Annotated in this window: 19 protein-coding genes and 1 riboswitch; of the genes, 6 read left to right on the top strand and 13 right to left on the bottom strand. The window is 46.5% G+C overall.

All coding sequences use genetic code 11. The features are described 5' to 3' along the window. Positions 1–13 precede the first annotated feature (13 nt). Complete coding sequence (locus D1B31_RS13940; RefSeq protein ID WP_118921392.1) at positions 14–328, bottom strand: hypothetical protein; 315 nt, start codon at positions 326–328, stop codon at positions 14–16. 451 nt (positions 329–779) lie between these two features. On the opposite strand from D1B31_RS13940, the gene D1B31_RS13935 reads away from it, so the two are divergent. The 3 genes from D1B31_RS13935 (at position 780) to D1B31_RS13925 (ending at position 3,355) form a co-directional block, all read left to right on the top strand. Next, complete coding sequence (locus D1B31_RS13935) at positions 780–1,370, top strand: fibronectin type III domain-containing protein (RefSeq protein WP_118921391.1); 591 nt, start codon at positions 780–782, stop codon at positions 1,368–1,370. Beyond that, complete coding sequence (locus tag D1B31_RS13930; protein ID WP_338036478.1) at positions 1,286–2,137, top strand: metallophosphoesterase family protein; 852 nt, start codon at positions 1,286–1,288, stop codon at positions 2,135–2,137. The genes D1B31_RS13935 and D1B31_RS13930 overlap by 85 nt, the downstream gene beginning before the upstream one ends. A gap of 129 nt (positions 2,138–2,266) precedes the next feature. After that, positions 2,267–3,355 carry a HupE/UreJ family protein gene (locus D1B31_RS13925; protein ID WP_118921389.1) on the top strand — a complete coding sequence of 363 codons (1,089 nt, stop codon included), beginning with the start codon at positions 2,267–2,269 and terminating at the stop codon, positions 3,353–3,355. Between the two features lie 268 nt (positions 3,356–3,623). Here the strand turns inward: D1B31_RS13925 and D1B31_RS13920 are convergent, their stop codons facing one another. The 8 genes from D1B31_RS13920 to D1B31_RS13885 all read right to left on the bottom strand — a co-directional run bounded on the left by D1B31_RS13920 (position 3,624) and on the right by D1B31_RS13885 (position 9,964). After that, entirely contained in the window at positions 3,624–5,678 is a 2,055-nt protein-coding gene (locus D1B31_RS13920; RefSeq protein WP_118921388.1) for a catalase, read from the bottom strand. A gap of 295 nt (positions 5,679–5,973) precedes the next feature. Beyond that, positions 5,974–6,903, bottom strand: a complete 930-nt coding sequence (gene glsA, locus D1B31_RS13915) for a glutaminase A (RefSeq protein ID WP_118921387.1) — start codon at positions 6,901–6,903, stop codon at positions 5,974–5,976. A gap of 161 nt (positions 6,904–7,064) precedes the next feature. After that, entirely contained in the window at positions 7,065–7,901 is an 837-nt protein-coding gene (locus D1B31_RS13910; protein WP_118921386.1) for a CPBP family intramembrane glutamic endopeptidase, read from the bottom strand. 84 nt (positions 7,902–7,985) lie between these two features. Further along, positions 7,986–8,207 carry a hypothetical protein gene (locus tag D1B31_RS13905; RefSeq protein WP_118921385.1) on the bottom strand — a complete coding sequence of 74 codons (222 nt, stop codon included), beginning with the start codon at positions 8,205–8,207 and terminating at the stop codon, positions 7,986–7,988. Between the two features lie 234 nt (positions 8,208–8,441). Further along, positions 8,442–8,852 (bottom strand): hypothetical protein, encoded by a 411-nt coding sequence (locus D1B31_RS13900; RefSeq protein WP_118921384.1) that lies wholly within the window; start codon positions 8,850–8,852, stop codon positions 8,442–8,444. Between the two features lie 4 nt (positions 8,853–8,856). Continuing rightward, positions 8,857–9,066, bottom strand: a complete 210-nt coding sequence (locus tag D1B31_RS13895) for a helix-turn-helix transcriptional regulator (protein WP_118921383.1) — start codon at positions 9,064–9,066, stop codon at positions 8,857–8,859. Positions 9,067–9,221: 155 nt separating this feature from the next. Further along, positions 9,222–9,455 (bottom strand): hypothetical protein, encoded by a 234-nt coding sequence (locus D1B31_RS13890; protein ID WP_118921382.1) that lies wholly within the window; start codon positions 9,453–9,455, stop codon positions 9,222–9,224. Positions 9,456–9,469: 14 nt separating this feature from the next. Continuing rightward, positions 9,470–9,964, bottom strand: a complete 495-nt coding sequence (locus tag D1B31_RS13885; RefSeq protein WP_118921381.1) for a YfbM family protein — start codon at positions 9,962–9,964, stop codon at positions 9,470–9,472. Positions 9,965–10,683: 719 nt separating this feature from the next. Here D1B31_RS13885 and D1B31_RS13880 point away from each other — a divergent pair. The 3 genes from D1B31_RS13880 to D1B31_RS13870 all read left to right on the top strand — a co-directional run bounded on the left by D1B31_RS13880 (position 10,684) and on the right by D1B31_RS13870 (position 12,340). Then, positions 10,684–11,205 (top strand): hypothetical protein, encoded by a 522-nt coding sequence (locus D1B31_RS13880; RefSeq protein WP_204563021.1) that lies wholly within the window; start codon positions 10,684–10,686, stop codon positions 11,203–11,205. 128 nt (positions 11,206–11,333) lie between these two features. After that, entirely contained in the window at positions 11,334–11,705 is a 372-nt protein-coding gene (locus D1B31_RS13875; RefSeq protein WP_118921379.1) for a hypothetical protein, read from the top strand. Between the two features lie 131 nt (positions 11,706–11,836). Further along, positions 11,837–12,340 (top strand): hypothetical protein, encoded by a 504-nt coding sequence (locus tag D1B31_RS13870; protein ID WP_158587546.1) that lies wholly within the window; start codon positions 11,837–11,839, stop codon positions 12,338–12,340. Positions 12,341–12,984: 644 nt separating this feature from the next. Here the strand turns inward: D1B31_RS13870 and D1B31_RS13860 are convergent. The 4 genes from D1B31_RS13860 to D1B31_RS13845 all read right to left on the bottom strand — a co-directional run bounded on the left by D1B31_RS13860 (position 12,985) and on the right by D1B31_RS13845 (position 15,907). Continuing rightward, the gene (locus D1B31_RS13860; protein ID WP_118921517.1) at positions 12,985–14,568 is read right to left on the bottom strand and encodes a DUF4179 domain-containing protein; all 1,584 of its coding nucleotides are present in this window, start codon (positions 14,566–14,568) and stop codon (positions 12,985–12,987) included. Further along, entirely contained in the window at positions 14,558–15,100 is a 543-nt protein-coding gene (locus D1B31_RS13855) for an RNA polymerase sigma factor (protein WP_118921515.1), read from the bottom strand. The genes D1B31_RS13860 and D1B31_RS13855 overlap by 11 nt, the downstream gene beginning before the upstream one ends. Positions 15,101–15,251: 151 nt before the next feature. Further along, entirely contained in the window at positions 15,252–15,566 is a 315-nt protein-coding gene (locus D1B31_RS13850) for a DMT family transporter (RefSeq protein ID WP_118921376.1), read from the bottom strand. Beyond that, a complete protein-coding gene (locus D1B31_RS13845; RefSeq protein WP_118921375.1) occupies positions 15,566–15,907 on the bottom strand; it encodes a DMT family transporter in 342 nt (113 codons plus the stop codon). The genes D1B31_RS13850 and D1B31_RS13845 overlap by 1 nt, the downstream gene beginning before the upstream one ends. Before the next feature lie 134 nt (positions 15,908–16,041). After that, positions 16,042–16,145: riboswitch (guanidine-I (ykkC/yxkD leader) on the bottom strand. Positions 16,146–16,427 lie beyond the last annotated feature (282 nt).

Here is a 16,427-nt window from a genome sequence, read left to right as displayed (position 1 = left end):
GCAACCATGATTTTCACCTCGTTTTCTTTTTCTTGAGGAGGACAGCCCAGTATATTAGCAGATAAAATAATCCCATCGCAACATAAATGGCCCAGAGTGACCCTAGCTGCAGCTGGGCAACGAGATGCTCGAATTCATTCATCCCATCCTCCCTGCCAATACTATTGATGAGACCAATGATTGGAATGGTGATCGTGAGGGCTATGGCGAAAACGGACAGCACCGCCAGTCTATTCCTGAAAACATTTACGATTCCTGCTGCTAATGTGACCAATAAAAATAAATAATACATAATCCAAAACCAGCTTGGAAGGGTCTCCCAAGGCATCGTCTTCACCCCTTTTTATTTGTGATTCTATTTAACTATCTCAACATCGGTCTAACTTTACAATAAATAATCGTCTATTAAGACATTTTTGCAAAAAAAAGGGGAAGGGCTCCATTATCGACATTTTTATCACTCCACTCCTTTTTGTTTTTGGGACTTCTGTAAAAAAGCAATTTACAAAGTTAATAATAAGATAACAAATATTCAAACATTTTCACGGACATAAATCCCGCTTTAGGCATTTCCTCCTGCATTTTATCCTTTATAGCCTTACCTTAGGCCCCTCTAAAACTAAAAGGAAGCAATAGAACCGTCCCCAATCCGCCAACATCGAGACCTTTTTCCTGTTTTATACGGGTTAACGTTTTTTTACATGCCGTCAACATCCACTTCATATCCCATTGCTACGATTGATTCGTATTACATAATTCAAAGTTGGGAGATGAGTTGAATGGATGTTAAGAAGGTATTGAAGAGCACGAAGGGAAGGACCTTATTATTGTCGGCCTTGCTGGTTGGCGCAGTTCCTACAATGAATGTGGTTCTTGCCGACCTCGCCGCAACAAAGTATCCGGCTGCCGAGACGTACAAGCCTACCCCTGTTCCTGATCGGGTAGTCCTGACCTGGAAAGGTGACACTGCCACCACGCAAGCAGTTACCTGGCGCACCGATACAAGCGTTGTCACTCCTCAAGCTCAAATCGCAATTGCCGAAGATGGCCCGGCCTTCAAAGCCAAAGCGACAACCGTTAATGCTGAAAGTACGAGCGAAGTAAAAGGAAACCAGGAATACACGGCAAAGTTCCATACGGTTAACTTCAAAAGTCTCCAGCCGGAAACGAAGTACCTGTACAGGGTTGGTGACGGCATAAACTGGAGTGGTGGTTTGAATTTGAAACAGCTTCTGACAAGGAGGAGCCATTCTCCTTTGTTTACGTTGGCGACGCGCAGAATGACATTAAAGAACACTGGTCCCGGGTTATCCGCAATGCCTATTCCGACCTTCCTGAAGCCGACTTCATCATCCATGCCGGCGACCTGATCAACCACGGTGATGCAGATGAGCAATGGGGCGAATGGTTCCATGCTGGCGGCTGGATTAACGGCATGGTCCCTAGCATTGTTGCCGCCGGGAACCATGAATATTCCAAAATTGTACAAGGTGCGCCACGAGGCCTATCCCAATACTGGCAGCCGCAATTTGCTTTCCCGGAAAACGGTCCTGCCGAGTTTAAGGAAAACGTCTATTACACTGATTATCAGGGGATGCGCATTGTCACGCTTGATACCAACCTCCGCGGTACAGAATTGGACAAGCAAATTACATGGCTTGATGGGGTTTTGGCGAACAACCCGAACAAGTGGACAGTTTTGACATTCCATCACCCAATTTTCGCGACATCTCCTGGCCGCGACAACAAGGAAGTCCGTGACAAGCTGATGCCTTTAGTTGAAAAATACAGCGTAGACCTCGTCCTGCAAGGGCATGATCACAACTACGCCCGCGGTATGGTCACTAATGTTTCAGAAGGAACCAATGCAATGAGTGAAAAGAGCGACACCGTCTTCGTCGTCTCAGTATCCGGTCCTAAAATGTACGATTTTACTACGAAAAACTGGGATGACAATGGGGCTGAAGTAAAGAAGTCAACCAAGAATACACAGTTGTACCAGCTAGTAAGGGTAAATGGAAACAAGCTTTCCTATGAAGCTCGTACCGCTACTGGAGAACTGTTCGACGGCTTTGAAATCAACAAAACCCCAAGTGGCGAAAAGCAAATCAAAGAAACGAAACCAGCCAATCAATAAACTGAATTGACCCGGCTAGTTTCTAGCTGTGTTTAAACCTGTATACGCGGGTGTGAATGGAGATGAGTCTCATTGACTCCATCTCCATTTCATTGTTTACTCAAAAAAGGAAGGAGCCCACTTGGCCTTATGAAACGTATCCTAAAATTGAATTCTTTTATTCTCTTATTATCACTGATCCTGACGAGCTTCCTTCCAGCAAACGCAAGTGCCCATGCCAACAGCTATGGCTACATGGACGTTCAGGACGGAGCTGAAAAGGTCATTGTCGACCTTAGTCTCGATTTTTCCGAGCTTGCCGAAGCATTCGAGTTCATTCCTGAATTTGAAGCTGCGGACGACATGATGAAGCTTGAACATGTTTTATCGGAAAATGAAAAAACCATTACAAACTACATAACCTCGGGAATGAACGTATATCGTGACGAGCTGATTTGTGAGCCGGAACTCACAAGAACAAGCGTCAGCATGACTACCGACAATTATCCGCTTGCCCATTTTCAATTCAAGTATCCATGCGCCGGTGAATCCACCCGGGTTGCCTATAATCTTTTTGTCGATGATATCAACCGCTCCCACATCAACTTCGCTACGGTCGATGGTGAAAAAGGGACACAAGAATTCACTTTTACGATTGCTGAGCGCGAAATGGTAATCGGCGAGCGCAACTGGCTCCGCCAGGCCACCAACTTTTTCATCCTTGGCATCGAGCATATTGTAACTGGCTATGATCACATCCTGTTCGTCTTATGCTTGATCCTTCCGGCTGCTATTTCACTCGGTCGGGTTGTCGAGATCGTTACTGCCTTTACGCTCGGGCACAGCATAACCCTTGGGCTTGCTACACTTGGCATCGTCACACTACCAAGCCAACTCGTCGAAGCTGGAATCGCCCTTAGCATCGTCTATGTCGCCATCGAAAACATATTGAAATGGGAAACGAAAAAGCGCTGGCTCATCACCCTTTTCTTCGGCCTAATCCACGGATTCGGATTCGCCGGCATCTTGCAGGAAATGCAGCTGTCCACAAGCACAGTCGCCTCATCCCTGCTCTTTTTCAACCTTGGAGTGGAAATCGGCCAAATCACCATTGTCGCACTCGTCTTCCCTGTGCTTGCCTACTTACGAAGATACAAACGCTTCCCCGCCTTCGTCACAACCAGCTCCTCCCTCATCATGGGCATGGGCCTCATCTGGTTCGTTCAGCGACTTGGCTAAATGGGGACGGTTCTGAGTTTGCCAGCCGCACCAGCTTTAATTTCATTTCAACGGCCGGATCTATTTCCCCCGAGGGTATTTTGGGGCAAAATATCACTCGAATTACATAAAAAATTTCCGGATATTGCCGGATAGATTTACGCAACACAGAACGAGAAATGTAAAAACCACTAATAACAAGAAATCCGCTGGCTTTGTTGCCATGCGGATTTCGAGTTTCTTTTTTGGATATGAGGTTTTTATTTTGCGCGAAGTAGCCTTAAATAGATTACTGCACTTGCCTGTTCCAAAAACGGTGGGCAGCGATGGCCTGGACAAATTGCCCTGCAAAATCAGCCGGTTCGCCACCTGTGACAACGCCTGGCGCACCGATGATCCCGGCTTGTTGCGCGATTTCGGCCCCGGCGTGGGTTGCTCCAATCGGCTTGTGATGCTCGAATGCTTCTTGGAGGAAGGTCATTGCGGCCTTCTTGAATTTCGGGGTGTTCTCTGTCCCGCCGACCACATAGATGGCATCAAAAAGGACTGAATCGGCTGTCAGGAACGTGTGCTGGACAGGGAGCTCGAAATTGTCCGTTCCTCTTACGGCGCCCAGTTTTTCGCTTATGATTTCAGGAATCACGCCTTCTGCCTTTAGCGTATCCAGAATTGTTTTCACTTCGTTGCCGCTGAAACCGTCAGCAATGAGCACCCCAATTTTGCGTGTCCTAGGGGTTTTCACTGTGTTTGCCATGCTAAGTGCTGGCGATGATTTCGTGGACGCAGGCTCTCTCGGCTCCGGAACTCGCGCCCCAATCCCTTCAGCAACCGGGGTAACCAGCTCCATGCTCACATTGGCGAACATATCGACAACCTGCTGGCGCACATCCGGTGATTTCACCTTGCCGAGTTCGAAGGTCAACGCATCAATGATGTGCTGCTTTTCAGGCGGGGTCATGCTATTCCAGAACATTGTCGCCTGGGAGAAATGATCCTTGAAGCTGTCACTGCGCGCCTGAATTTTACGGCCATCGACCTTCTCCTGGTAATGGACATACCCGCCTTCCTCGGGCGCTGCTGGTTCAGGTGTATTTTGCGCAAGGGAATTCTTATGGTAGTTCACCTGGCCGATATTAATTGTCTGGCGCCCAAACCCGTCGCGCTGGTTGTTGTGGAACGGGCAGACAGGGCGGTTGATTGGCAGCTCGTGGAAGTTCGGCCCGCCAAGGCGCAGCAACTGTGTATCGGTGTAAGAAAACAGCCGGCCCTGCAAAAGCGGATCATTCGTGAAATCGATACCTGGCACAACATGGCCAGGATGGAAGGCGACTTGTTCCGTCTCGGCGAACACGTTGTCGACATTGCGGTTCAAGGTCATCTTCCCGATAATCTTGACGGGCACCTCTTCCTCAGGCCACAGCTTCGTTGGATCGAGGATGTCAAAATCAAACCTGAACTCCTCTTCCTCAGGAATCAATTGGACGCCCAGCTCAAACTCCGGATATTGGCCACTTTCGATTGACTCATACAAATCGCGGCGATGAAAGTCCGGATCCTTGCCGGAAATCTTTTGGGCCTCGTCCCACACAAGCGAGTGGACGCCAAGCACCGGTTTCCAGTGAAATTTGACAAAATGGGCCTTTCCTTGCTCGTTCACGAACCTGAACGTATGTACGCCAAAGCCTTCCATCATCCGGAAACTGCGGGGAATCGCCCGGTCAGACATTTGCCACATCACCATATGCGCCGACTCCTGGTTGTTGGCAACGAAGTCATAGAACGTATCATGGGCGGACGCACCCTGCGGCATTTCGTTATGCGGCTCCGGCTTTACCGCGTGGATTAGGTCAGGAAACTTGATCGCATCCTGGATGAAGAAAACCGGCATATTATTGCCAACGAGGTCATAGTTCCCTTCCTCTGTATAAAACTTCGTCGCAAATCCGCGCACATCGCGGACCGTTTCCGCCGAACCCCTCGAACCTTGTACCGTCGAAAAGCGGACAAATACCGGCGTCTTCTTTGATGGGTCGTTTAGGAACTTCGCCATCGTGAACTCCTTCATCGACTCATACACCTGAAACTCGCCATGAGCCGCAAACCCGCGGGCATGCACAACCCTTTCCGGAATCCGCTCATGGTCGAAGTGCGTCATCTTCTCCCGGAAATGAAAATCTTCCATCAACGTCGGCCCGCGCACGCCGGCTTTCAAGGAAAACTCATCCTCCGACACCTTCAACCCTTGATTAGTTGTCATCTTCTTCCCATGATCATCCACCTTGAACTGATCCAACTGCTCCTGTTTTTTATTCACGTTCGAATCATTGCGATTTTCTTTAACCATCCATCGTCCTCCTCACATGAAATTAATACCCCACTCCCCTTCTACCCCATCCTTTTGCAAAAAAACGTCGGAATTTGGTGAGGCATGGGGACGGTTTCAGTGCCTCACTATTAAAAAAACCGCTAAGCCTTGTCCTTTTGGAAAAAGCCTAGCGGTTTCTTTTGATGAAAAGCATATTTTAAGGAAGGGAAGCACGGGGACGGTTCTACTGCTTCATTCGGAACCCGAAAGAAGCGCTGGAACCGGGCCGCATCTTCCACCGCGCACGTTTCGACCCGCACACCCACCTGACACTTCAAAACATACTTAACGAATACTTTTTTGCCAGAAGCTCCAGCAGCTTGATGCCTCCGATGCTATTTCCCTTCTCATCCAGTGCCGGCCCGAAAATCCCAATACCGACTTTGCCTGGCACCGACCCCATAATACCGCCGGAAACGCCGCTTTTTGCCGGAATGCCGATTTTAATGGCGAACTCACCGGATGCATTGTACATGCCGCACGTCACCATGAACGTTTTGCAAATACGCGCTACATCGAACGGGATGATTTGCTTGCCCGTCCGCGGGTGCACACCGTCCATCGCAAACACTAGCCCAATATCGGCCAAATCCCGACAATCCATCTCAATCGCGCACTGCTTCGAATACAGATCAATCAACTGATCGACATCCTCGTTGATGACTCCATGCTGCTTCAAAAAGTAGCACAAAGCTCGGTTTAAATGGGCGGTTTCGAACTCGGAATGAGCCACTTCCTCATTAAACGCCACCTTCTCACTGTCCGCCAGCTCCTGAATGAAGGCTACCAACCGCTGGACCCTCTCCTCGATCGAGTTTCCGGGAATCATATGTGTCACAACGAGTGCACCAGCATTGATCATCGGATTCAATGGCTTTGTCACGCCCCTTGATTCCAATTTTGCTATCGAATTGAACGGGTCGCCCGTCGGCTCCATCCCGACCCGCTCAAACACATAGTCGCACCCTCGGTCCATCAACACCAGCGCTAGACTAATCACCTTCGAAATGCTTTGCAGCGTAATCTTCCTATCGACATCCCCCGCCGCAACACAATCCCCATTCGGATAATGAATCGCAATCGACAAATCATTCGCGTTCGCTTTCCCAAGCGCCGGAATATAATCCGCAACCTTCCCCAGCTTCGTAAAAGGCCGCGCCTCCTCCACCAGCGCAATCAACTCCTCATTTGACTCACACAACATCTACATCACCCGTATTAGTATGAACCGAACATCAATAAAACACTCTTACTTGGTGAGGCACGGGTGAGGCACGGGGACGGTTCTACTGCTTCATTCGGGACACGAAAGAAGCACTGGAACCGTCCCGCTGCTTCCCGCTGCTTCCCCCTGGAGATATCCGATCAGACGCCAGTTTGCTTTTTCATTGAATACAGGATGAGGGTTATAACAAACAAATATCCCAAAATAGCGACAATGGATACTTCCACCCCAAATTTTCCGCCTGTTAGCAAGGTTGATTCTGAGGATAATATATACGAAAAAATGGAGTTTTCATTATTCGAGGGACCAATAGTAAGAACGTTGCCAATCATCATACAGTTCCATACTCCATGCACGATCGCACTATTCCAGACGGACCCACTTTGATACACAATTAAAGAGAACATAATCCCAACGCTGGTGCCTCCGACAAACAACATCAATAAGTCCAATGCGTGTAGATTTGAACCTATCGCATGCAGCAGGCCGAAAATAACAGATGGCACGACTATCGCAACCCCTTTGCCCCAGCGCATTTCAAGCGTTTTCATTATTACCCCTCTAAAAGCCATCTCTTCAACGACTCCTGCAGCAAATCCAGCTACAAAGATTGCTGCAATAACGTTTTTAATGGCTTCTCCGGCTTTTATATCGTTATAAACAAATTCACCTGGGGTAGATACTAAAAGTGCAATGACAGCAATCGGCAAAACAAATGCGCAGACCAGCCATTTTACTTCAATCTTTGGTTTGTCAATCCGGCACTCACGAAGAGTTAGTTTTAATACCTTTTTACATAATTGATTTACAGCCCAATATGCCAAAACAACACACAAAGCAGCATAAAAAATGGGCAAAATCACTCCTGGAAATGGAATTAAATAGATGAGCCCTGCTAACCCTTGAGCGAATACTAAAACCACTATCGATAAAAACAAAATGAGCAACGCTTTGCCAGTACCAATCCGATCCTCCATACGCTCCCCCTTACGATGAAGCAGGGGGACGGTTCTGCTGCTTCATTCGGGACCCGAAAGAAGCGTTGGAACCGTCCCTATGCTTCATTCTTCAATTCTTTCCACCCAGCTTCTTCTTTCGCTTTTAGTATGTCGAGGTCCAGGATTAGATTTTCGTAGTCGTTTGTCGTTGTCATTTAATCTTATGAGGATTTCAATCATTAAACCACCTAATATTCCAAACCCAACCGCAAATCCAAATATGTCCAAAGCAAACAAGCCAAACCCTACAATGACCATTCCCAATATCAATGCAAATGTGCGCATTTTCACCACTCCCGTTCCATCTCTTACGAAGAGACGCAAAATAGACTTTTTACTTCGCAGAAATTAACACAAAGCTGTTGAGGAACTGGCTGCTCCGGGGGAACCCAAGAACTCCTCGCCCGGCTAACCTCCTACCTTCTTATACTTATTGCGTGAAGTACGGGTGAAGCACGGGGACGGTTCTGCTGCTTCTTTCGGGAGCCGAATGATGCACTGGAACCGTCCCCTGCCTCACTATAATCGTTTGACGATGAGTGCGCCTATTCCGATGATTAGGTATAGGGCCATCATGTAGACTATGATTAAGCCTGTTTCTATGTGGGTGATGCCCATAGCGTAGAGGGCGATTAGGATGGCGCCGCTTCCGAAGAGGACGAAGTAGAGGACGATGTTGAAGTAGCGCTTCATGAGGACCAGGCTTCTTTCGTCGACTTCGGGGACTTTGCCATTCCTTTTTTTCTTCCATTTTGCCAGAACGATATTGAGGATGACTGCTCCGGCCAATCCGGCTAACATAGGAGTCGCTAATCCGAAGTCGTATTCACCTGTTTCCTTGCCGATTAAATAGATGCCCAGGAATCCCCCTATCATCATTGTGACAATGATGACGACCCAGGTAATGATTGAGAGTTTCTTTTTGTCCATCGTGCTACTTCCCCTCTTTCTTCAAGTAAAATAATTCTTCAAAAGGCATATTAAAGTATTCCGCCAACTTCAGCGCCAGCTCAAGGCTCGGATTGTATTTGTTTTTTTCAATCGCATTGATTGTTTGGCGCGTCACCTGCAAGTCCTCCGCCATTTGGATCTGCGTAATGCCCTTTTGTAGGCGAATCTCCCTGATATGGTTAATAACAGTCACTAAATCACCTCTTTACGAGTGTAAAGATTTCTTTACACTTATCATAATAAAAAACGATAAAACTGTAAAGAGAACTTTACATTCAGATTGAAGCAAAGGGACGGTTCTACTGCTTCATTCGGGAGCCGAATGATGCACTGGAACCGTCCCCTGCCTCACTTGAACCAGTAGTCTTCCTCGAGTTCTTCGGTGCTGTGGAGGAAGTTAATTTTTCCATTTGAAGGGTCTTCGTGGATTTTTATTAATCCTTTTTCTAGGAGGGTGTTTATTTTTGACTTGAGTTCCTTCCTTGGCAGGATGATGCAGTGGCGTGTCAAGAAATCTTCAACGTGAGCGATTGTGCGTTCTTTGTGGGTGAATACTTTTAAAATGAGTTGTTCTATCTTCATAGCGATCCGTTCCTTTAATTGATGAACAGCAGCATAGCTTCGTTGTTAGTGGCTGCGATTTCGTAGTAGCGAAGCAGGAAGTCGTAGTTTTCGATAAGGTACTCTTTGTCGTTTTCGCTCCAGCGTTTGTTCATAGGGTAGATTTCATGGCGGTTCAGCTCGTTCACATCAAAGCGGTTTGCGAGTTCTTCTGGAGCGACCCGCTTTAGTTCATTGTAAATTTCGTGGACTTCATTTGGTTTGAAGTAGCGAAGCGGCCCGTATCCTTGATCCCCACCGAGCTCATGGCCGCCGAGAATGGCACGGCCGATATGCGCGTCAGCTGGCGCATCGAGGTCCGCCTCCCCGCTTAACAGAAAATAGATGCCGTGCCACGATTTATCGATATCGAGCTCAATTTCTCCAATTTCTTCTGATTCATATACCAGGTCAGTTGCTTCATTCGGGTTTAATATCAGTTGCTGCAGTTTATCGCTAGAAATTCTGAAAAAGCTTGCAATCATGCCCATTTGGAACACTCCTTTTATTGTTGTGTATCTTTACTATCTGCACATATGTTTGGCCTTTTAAGCCACTTTATGGATTGCTCATTGCAGGGTGGAAGTCTTCCTAGTGAATCTCATTTAAGATACACAGTTCATTGTAAAGCATCTCACTTAAACCTTGCAGATGTCTTTAAAAATTTTTCCAAATCAACCTGCTTTCTTTTCATTTAAATAACCATGGTATTAAAGGTGGGGTTCCCGCCTCCGGGAGTAAAAAAACAAAAACCAAAAAACCGATCACCGGAATGCTGATACAGAAGAGAAAAAAAACCAACATCCCCGCTCTAATTACTTTGTCCGTTGATTTCGTCACCTTAAACGCCCCCCTACTCTCGAACAAACAACTTCGACAAAATTTACAAAATAACCCTAACCTAATCTAACCATATCAAAGCTTTGGAGTGAAGCACGGGGACGGTTCTGCTGCTTCATTCGGAACTCGAAGGAAACGCTAGGAAGGTGCGGAAATCCCTCTCTGTCCGAAGTTACCCATGTTCGGACAGTGATTTGAGGTTTTTCTTTTGCCTAAAAGAAATAAATCCATTGTCTAGAACTTTTTGGATTGACTTTCGTCTATTTTAATATGAGATGAGTTAAGCAGTGGAACTATCCGCTGCTTATTTAGTGGGAAGAGGAGGATGTTTGACATGCGGAGGGTGTTTCGTTTTCCACTGCTTTTTTGTGTGAGTTTCATAGTGTTTATGATGTTGGGGCCTTCTGTTGGCTATGCTTGTAAATGCATCGAAAAGCCTTCTGTGGAGAAGGAATTGAAGTCGTCACGGGCGGTTTTTTCCGGGAAGGTTATAGAAATTAAGGAAGGCAAGCAGGCGGGGATTGTAGTTGAAAAAGTATTGTTCGAGGTGGATCAAACCTGGAAAGGTTCGGTCAATTCGCAGGTAAATCTCGCAACTGAACACAACTCATGTAGCTTTCAGTTTAGAGAAGGTGAGAATTATATCGTTTATGCCAAGCCTAGTCCGAAGTTTAAGGATGAATCTTTGCTAACAACGGGGGTTTGTGACAGAACAGCTCTAGTAGGTCAAGCGAATGAAGATTTATCGATTCTCGGTACTGGAACAGCACCGGCAAAAGCAGTCAACCTTGAAGATGAAATAAACAATTCGGGGCTTTCACTATATATATGGATTCCTGTTTTAGGAGTCGTTGCGGGTTTTGGATATTGGACGTGGAAGCGGAAGGTGTAGCTTTCGTTGGGAGGGTGGTGTTCGGGTGAAGAAAGCATCGGTAAAGCACGGGGACGGTTCTACTGCTTCTTTCGGGACTCGAATGAAGCGCTGGAACCGTCCCCGTGCCTCAAAGGGGTTGGTGATTTATGAAGAGGAAGAATGTTATGATTTGGAGTATTGTTGCTGTTTTGTTGATTGTTAGTTATTATCCGTTGAAGCTTCGGGGGGCGTTAGGTCAAGAAAAAGAGCCGATGAAGCATTTTCTTGCGATTGTTAAGGTTGATTTTACGACTAGTGAGTATGAGAAAATTTCCGAGACGGAGTATGGCTATGTTTATGTTTCTGATTCCTCCTTTGCGACTGTGAAGAAATTTATGAGTGAGAAGGGGTGGAAATTTACGGAGCAGTACGGTTCCGGGCTTGAATTCAAGAAGGATGGAAAAACAACTATTGTCGGGGTGAAGAATTATTCTAGTTTCTATAGTTTGTGGTATGTTCCTTTTGAAGTATTCGACTAGGGGGCGCTTTTGCAAAAATTAGCCGACCGGAGTATGTATGGATGGCATGAATTCGACCATAACAGAGGTGGTTAACGTTGCGAAGGTTGTTTGTTTTAGCACTGTTTGTATGTGTTAGTTTAATAGCTTTTATGGCTGCTCCTTCGGTAAGCTATGCGTGCAAGTGTGATCGGCAGTTGACTGTGGCGGAGAACTTGGAGAAGTCGAGTACTGTTTTTGCCGGGAAGGTTATTGAAATCAAGGAAAAGAAACAAGCTGGGGTTGTAGTTGAAATGGCGTTGTTCGAGGTAGAGCGGATTTGGAAGGGCCCGACCGACTCACAGATAATCCTGGAATCCATTCAGAGTTCATGCAGCTTTGATTTTAGAAAAGGCGAGGACTATATTGTGTATGCCAAGCCCAATGCGGAGTTGAAGAATGAAGCTGCACTAACAACCGGGGTTTGCGACAGGACTGCTGCGCTGGAAAAAGCGGATGAGGATTTGGAGTTGCTCGGGAAAGGCTCGACCCCCGAGAAGATCGTTGATTTATCGGGAGAATTGAATGGACCAGGGCTGATAATGAAATTTGTGTGGATTCCTATTGTTGGTGTAGCAGCAGCTTTCGGATATTGGATTTGGAGACCACGTACATAGGCTTGCCTGGCGCGGGCTAGGTTTAGGGTGATGCACGAGGACGGTTCCTACTGCTTCATTCGCGACTCGAATGAAGCGCTGGAACCATCCCCTGCGTCACTCATTTTGCTTTGCTTTCTTTCGTTTTTCATAACAAACGAGGGCGTAGTATACGGCCCAGAATGCAAAGGCTGCATAGATGGCGTTGTGCTTTTGGCCGTCGGGGAGTATTCGTAGAAGGATGAAGGTTAAGAGTAGGAATGGCGGGAGTAGCAGAAAGTATTTTTTCCATTGCATGGGGCTCGCTCCTTTCGGTTTGGCGGGAAGACGCGGATTAGTTGAAGATAGTTTATCTCTGCTTACTAAACCATTCGGCAAAAGTTGGAAAAAACCTTTTTTATGAAGGCCCATTCTTCTCCCACGAGAGGTTTTTTTGGAAAATGAGCATAGATTTCGGATTTTGCATCGGTTACTACTTTTTATTTGTGTCATTATGAACCACAATTGTGACAATATGCACCCTTTTTCCAGGTTATGAACCTCTTCCGTGACAATATGAACTCTTCTTGAAAAATATGAACCTTAAGTGAGGCACAGGGACGGTTCTACCGCTTCTTTCGGGACTCGAATGAAGCGCTGGAACCGTCCCCTGCCTCACTTCCGCTTCATTTCAGTTTTATTTTTATTTTTTTGTTGATGTATTGGGTTTGGGTGTAGCCTTCGATTTGGAGGGCTTCAGGGATAAAGGATTGGTTTTTTTCGGATTCGGTTAGCTCGATTCGGTGCTGGGTGGAGAAGAATTTGGGTTCTTTGAGCTCGTCTGTCCGAAGCATATAGTCGCTGACTTTGTATTTTGTTCCGTGTTTGTCGATGAAATAGCCGTCGATTTGGGCGCCGGCCGATACATTTCCATTGTTGCCTAAAAAGTCATAACGCAGCATTTCGTACGTTCTATCTGCAGGCAGTTCTTCGGTCATGACAATCTTGGTCTGCGCGCCGATTTCCATCTTTTCAATTGTGATATTGTTGTTTTGGTACGTAAAGGTCAACGGGAGCTGCATATTTTCACCAAGCGAAATCTTTTTCTCGTCTTCAATCGCATAGTGAAGGGAGCCGATGTTTATTTTGACAGCGGTCGGATTTTCAAGGTACAGTGAACCAAATGATGCCTGTTCAGTTACCCAGCCCGCCCCTTCGCTTCCAGAATACGTAATGCCTCCGAACAAATCGCTTTTTGCCAGTTTGCCGTTCGCTTCAATGCTGTCAATGAGGATATTTTCAAGCGTTTTCGCTGACTGATTATCCCGATAACGGTATTTTAGTAACGTCGCCGTCGGGGCAATTGTCAGTTTTTCAAAAACGATCGGATTGCCGTCGACTTCTGCCTTCACGTTGAGCTTATGCTCAATGGCAGGGTACTTTTTGACAGGGATTTTAAAGCTCCAGCTGCCTTCTATCTGTTCCGGCTCATGCGCTTCTTCCCCGACTTCCGAGAAAGTAGACGGGTCAGTGACCACTTCTTCAAGCTGGCCTACTGTTATATCAAGCGTGCCCTGGTCATTTTTTAGTGGCGCCAATGCTAGTTTCCCTTTATAAACACCTTCCTGATTCGAATAAAGATTCAGCTGGCTTCTCACCGGGGATTCCATTGTCCCATCTTCGTCCCGCCAATGTCTCTCCATATCCCCAAAGGTAATTCCATCGCTGTATTTAATCTGAAATTTTTTGCTGCTGGCCGCATTTTCGACCTCGTAATAAATGAGTGTCTGAATGTCGTCCGCCGCGACGCTTTTGATTTTTATTTTGACACCGTTCTGTTCTTCCGTTAAATTCAGTTCCTCGCCAAGCCCTTCTTCGATGATCCCCTTCATTTGCTCGTCTTCGTTTTGGCTAAGGTTTTTCCACCAATCGGTTAACGTGGCAAAACCGCCATTCGCCACGGCCGTGCCGACAAAAAACGTCAGGAATAACGCCGCAGCCCCCGCCAACAGGGAATTGAGCTTGAGAATTTTTTTCTTTTTCCTATGGGTCATGTTCACCTTGTTGCGCACATTACTCATGAAATTTTTAGGCATTACGATAGTTTCAGCTTCTTTTTTAAGTGCCACGTCGATTTTTTCCAGTTCGGCCATTTCCGCCTGGCAGTCCGGGCATTTTGCAAAATGGGCCTCAAGAAGGGTTTGCGTGATTGAGTCCAGTGTCCCGTCTAGATAATCGAAGAATAAATCCTTTGCGTCGTTACAAATCATGGTTTTCGTCACCTCCGATTTCTTTCCTAAGGATGAGAAGGCCCCGGTAAAGCCTTGATTTCACAGTTCCGACCGGCAAGTTGAGCGCGGCAGCAATCTCGTCCTGAGCATAGCCTTTTAAGTATTTCAGGATGATGACTTCCTTATATTTTTCCTCTAAGCGGTTTAACGCGCCGAACATGTCCATGTTGGACTCCTGGTCGATTGCGCTCGCTTGTTCAGCAGCCATTTGCTGTTCGGCCGCCTCTTGTTGCTTGTGGCTATTTTTGCGATAAAAATCCCGGCATTCATTGATGAAAATCGAGGTCACCCATGTTTCAAAATAGCGATCCTCACGCAGCTGGTGGATTTTATCGTGCACCTTGATAATCGTATTGTGAAAAACGTCCTCAATATCGTGATGGTTCTTTAAATAAGCCCACCCGATTCGATAATACTTCTCCCTCCGCGCCTCAAACCAATCGAGCACAGCATCCATATCTCTCTTTTTAATCTTTTTCAAAATAAACGTATCCTTAATAACTGTAATCACAACCGTCCACTGCCCCCTTCCCCAACCGCTTTCATAAATTAGAGCGTAAATAGCGGAAAAAAGTTCCCTCGAATAAAAAAAAATTGAAGCACAGGGACGGTTCCAGTGCATCATTCGGGTCCCGAATGATGCAGTAGAACCGTCCCCTGCCTCATGATATCAACTTCAGGCCGATGGCGGCGCCGAGGATGAGGGCGATGAAGAAGATTCTTTTCCAGTCTTTTGACTCGCCGTAGAGGAGCATGCCGAGGATGGCTCCGCCGGATGCGCCGATACCGGTCCAGATGGCGTAGGCTGTCCCCATGGGGAGGGTTTTCATGGCCTGCGCGAGAAGGAGGAAGCTGGCTGTGAAACCGAGAACGAGCAGGGCGGCTGATTGCCAATTCTTTTTTTGATGGAGTCGATTAATCATCAATACACCGAACATTTCAAACAGGCCTGCCGCTACTAGCGAAATCCATGCCATTAGGCTTCAGCTCCTTCTTCGGCGTTTTCGTTTGTGACTAGTTTTAATCCAATGACCCCTGCGAGCAACATCAAAATCAGCAGGATTTTTGCAACTTTGAACGGTTCCCCGAAGAAAACGATATCGGTAAAAACAGTCCCTGCCGTTCCGAGCCCTACAAATACCGCATAAACCGTTCCGACCGGCAGCTTGCGGCTCGCATCGATCATATAATAGAAGCTGACAATGATTGCAATAGCGGTCCCCACCCACTCCAATACGCTATCAGCGTGTTTTAATCCAATGACCCAGAATACTTCGAAAAATGCAGCAACGAACACTTTTACCCAGTTCAAATTCATCTAGTTGTACCTCCAAAATATTTTTTTGCATCAAGGGGAACTTCAATTAGTTGGAGTTCCCTCATCTCCATTGATTCCGCACAAGACGTACGAGGACGAAAAACAAAAAAGCCCGAAAGATCACTGTAAACAGTATCTCCCAGGCTTTTATCCTTCCGTGGCACAGCAAACAAACGCTGCGAGTTTTCTCTCGGACCAGACCAACAAAAACCGCTGCGGAACCCTAGAAAACATTCATATAAAATTCAACACTACCCATTATACAAAAAAAAACAGTTTTTTTCAAGAGTGAGGCACGGGGACGGTTCCAGTGCCTCACTCAAATTGGATCAAGAATGGCCGGTCCATGGTCGTAACGGCACAGGAACCTCCTAATGAATGTAAATATTACGACGCTGTTTAAAATTGATCATAAAGTTTAATCTCACAGTAATATTTTCCTCATATTAGGGAAGTATAATAAATGTGTGGAAAGTAACCAACTTTTTCATACCCCCCTTTAATATTCCCTTTTTTGTCC

The organism is Neobacillus notoginsengisoli (genome assembly GCF_003515685.1).
In the GTDB taxonomy this organism is placed as follows: domain Bacteria; phylum Bacillota; class Bacilli; order Bacillales; family Cytobacillaceae; genus Bacillus_D; species Bacillus_D notoginsengisoli.
Note: the sequence above shows the minus strand (reverse complement) of the source record. Positions and strands in the feature narration are given on the sequence as shown.